The organism is Kitasatospora sp. NPDC038210, assembly GCF_055600605.1.
The window spans coordinates 11,034-13,846 of sequence record NZ_JBVJYK010000057.1 but is presented as its reverse complement, the minus strand read 5'-3'; the positions used below and the strand labels follow the sequence as shown (position 1 = coordinate 13,846).

2 protein-coding genes are annotated in these 2,813 nt (G+C 75.7%); one reads left to right on the top strand and one right to left on the bottom strand.

Annotated elements, in window-relative coordinates; all coding sequences use genetic code 11:
* Positions 1-84: 84 nt before the first annotated feature.
* Positions 85-855 carry a TetR-like C-terminal domain-containing protein gene (locus tag ACZ7KX_RS42000; protein ID WP_470331223.1) on the bottom strand — a complete coding sequence of 257 codons (771 nt, stop codon included), beginning with the start codon at positions 853-855 and terminating at the stop codon, positions 85-87.
* Positions 856-961: 106 nt separating this feature from the next.
* Between ACZ7KX_RS42000 and ACZ7KX_RS41995 the strand changes: the two genes are divergently transcribed.
* Entirely contained in the window at positions 962-2,173 is a 1,212-nt protein-coding gene (locus ACZ7KX_RS41995) for an alpha/beta hydrolase family protein (protein ID WP_470331222.1), read from the top strand.
* The last annotated feature ends 640 nt before the right edge of the window (positions 2,174-2,813 follow it).

Sequence of the window (2,813 nt, the reverse complement as noted above, 5' to 3'; positions counted from 1 at the left end):
GTCAACGTCCTCTGGGCCCTGATCCGTGACAGACGGTGCTACCACGTCACACCGCCAGCGACCGAGACGGCTTGACAAACAACATTAGGAAGCGAAGGCGGCGAGGAGCTTGTCGGTGAGGCGCTCCAGGTAGTCGGGGGCGGTGGGGGTGTGGACCACGGCCAGGCGCCAGTACAGGGGGCCGGCGAGGAGGTCGAGGGCGAGTTCGAGGTCGGTGCCGGGGGGCAGTTCACCGCGTTCGACGGCCCGTTCCAGCAGGCGGGAGGCGTTGCCGCGGCGGGTGTCGCGTACGGCGGTGAGCAGGACCTGGGCGAGTTCGGGGTTGCGGCCGGCTTCGGCGATCAGGTCGGGGATGATCCGCGAGGGCAGCGGGTGGCGCAGCGCGCGGGCATTGTCGGTGAGGAAGGCGAGGACGTCGCCGCGCAGGGTGCCGGTGTCCTCGGTCTCGGAGTCGTCGACGGCGACGGCGCGCACCAGGGCGAGGGTCATGTCGAGTTTGGAGGACCAGCGGCGGTAGATCGCGGCCTTGCCCGCGCCGGCGCGGCGGGCGACGTTCTCCAGGGAGAGGCGGGCGTAGCCGACGGCGGCGAGTTCCTCGAAGAACGCGTCGGCGATGGCCCGGGTGACGGAGTCCTGGAGGACCGGCCCGCCGGGCGCACGGCGCCCGGGTCCCGCCGGCGCGGGCCCCGCCGGCGCGGGCCCCGCGGCGCCAGGGGCGGCGGGGGCGGCGGGGGCGGCGGGGGCGGCAGGGGCGGCAGGGGCGGCAGCAGGGTCCGCGGGGGCGGCAGGGGCGGCGGGGGCGGCGGGGGCGGCGGGGGCGGCAGCAGGGTCCGCGGGGGCGGGGGTGGCGGGCATGGCCCGAACCTACCACCGGACGGAACGCTTGCGTCTCGACTGGGAGAGGGCTAACGTCCAAGCCGAGACGGAACGGTTCCGTCTCGGCTTTGGTTGGGAGTGCACCATGCGGTTCCTCTTCGAGGACGAGTCGTTCTCCTTCGAGACACTGCGCGCGGCCGGGTTCGCGAACGACGGCGGCGCCGACCTGGGCGAGGTGGTGGCCACCGCCTCGCGCATCGGCGAGGGCGACGAGGCGGCCTGGCTGCGCGAATGGACGGCCACCGCCGAACGCGTCCACGCCGCCGCCGAACGCTCCCTGGCCGCCGGCCACCGCGTCAGCGCCCGCGAGGGCCTGCTGCGCGCCTCCAACTACTACCGCACCGCCGAGTTCTACCGCCGCGACGACCCCGCGAACGACCCCGAGGCCCACCGCCTGGCCGCGCTCTCGCGCGAGAGCTTCGCGGCGGCCGCCGCCCTGATGGACACCCCCGTCCAGGCCCTGCGCATCCCCTACCAGGACACCACCCTGCCCGGCTACCTCTTCCTCGCCGACGACAGCGCCGCCCCCCGCCCCACCATCGTGTTCACCAGCGGCTTCGACTCCACCCTCGAAGAGTCCTACTTCGCCCTCGCCGCCGCCGCCGTGCGCCGCGGCTACCACGTCCTGGCCTACGACGGCCCCGGCCAGGGCGCCGCCCTGCGCGAACAGCACCTCGTCTTCCGCCCCGACTGGGAAGCGGTGGCCACCCCGGTGATCGACCACGCCCTGACCCGCCCCGAGGTCGACCCGAAGCGCCTGGTCCTGTTCGGCTACAGCCTCGGCGGCTACCTCGCCGCCCGCGCCGGCGCCCACGACCACCGCCCGGCCGCCCTCGTCCTGGACGACGGCCTCTACAGCTACGGCCAGGCCCACGACCGCTTCCTGCCGCCGTTCCTGCGCGACCTGGTCCACGGCGGCCACGACGACCTCGCCGACGCCGTCCTGGGCCTGCTCATGGAGCACAGCACCCAGCTGCGCTGGGCCCTGCGCAACGGCGTGTGGACGTTCGGCGCCACCGGCCCCGCGGACTACCTGCGCCGCACCGCCCCCTACACCCTGGAGGGCCACGCCCCCCTCATCACCTGCCCCACCCTCGTCCTGGACGCCGAGAACGACCAGTTCTTCCAAGGCCAGCCCCACCAGGTCCAGGCCGCCCTCACCTGCCCCCGCACCCTCCTGACCCTCACCGAAGCCGAAGGCGCCGGCGAACACTGCCACATGGGCGCCATGGCCCGCCTCCACCAGAGCGTCTTCGACTGGCTCGACACCACCCTCCCCCACACCACCACCCCCTGACCCCGCCACCGCACCCACCGCCGCACCCGCCGCAGCAGCGCCCGCACCCGCACCCGCACCCGCAGCAGCAAAGCCCGGAACACCGGGACACCGGGGCACCCTGACGGCGCTACCCGAATCTCCCCAGGTGCCACCGGAGTCCGGGCCACACACGCGGGGCCCGGCCCCCACCCTCCGGAAGAACCCGTCCGGCGCGTCCGGAGGGCCGGGGCGGGCCGCGGCAAGCCCGCGTGAGCAACGGCCGGGCCCCGCCGCAGGCACCGGGCCCTCACAGCGGAGGAAGACCCCGACGCGCACACGCTGCGCCGCCAGGGCCGGCCGATCTCGGCGATCACCCGGCATCCGGGGCACGACCGCACGACGATCCGCGCCCCCGAGCGGCGAGCGCGCCCCGCACCCGCACCGGCACCCGCACCGGCACCCGCACCGGCACCGGCACCGGCACCGGCACCGGCACTGCCGGACCCCGGACGCGTTTCGCACCGTTCCCGGACCACTGCCGCCGACGCCGCGCCGACGTCGTCCCGCCGCGCAGAACCCCGCGACCGATCCGGTCCCGCGCACCGACGCCACCGACGCCACCGACGCCAGCCGACCTCACCCATCACCCCGGCCCGGCGGCCTGCAGGCCGCCGGGCCG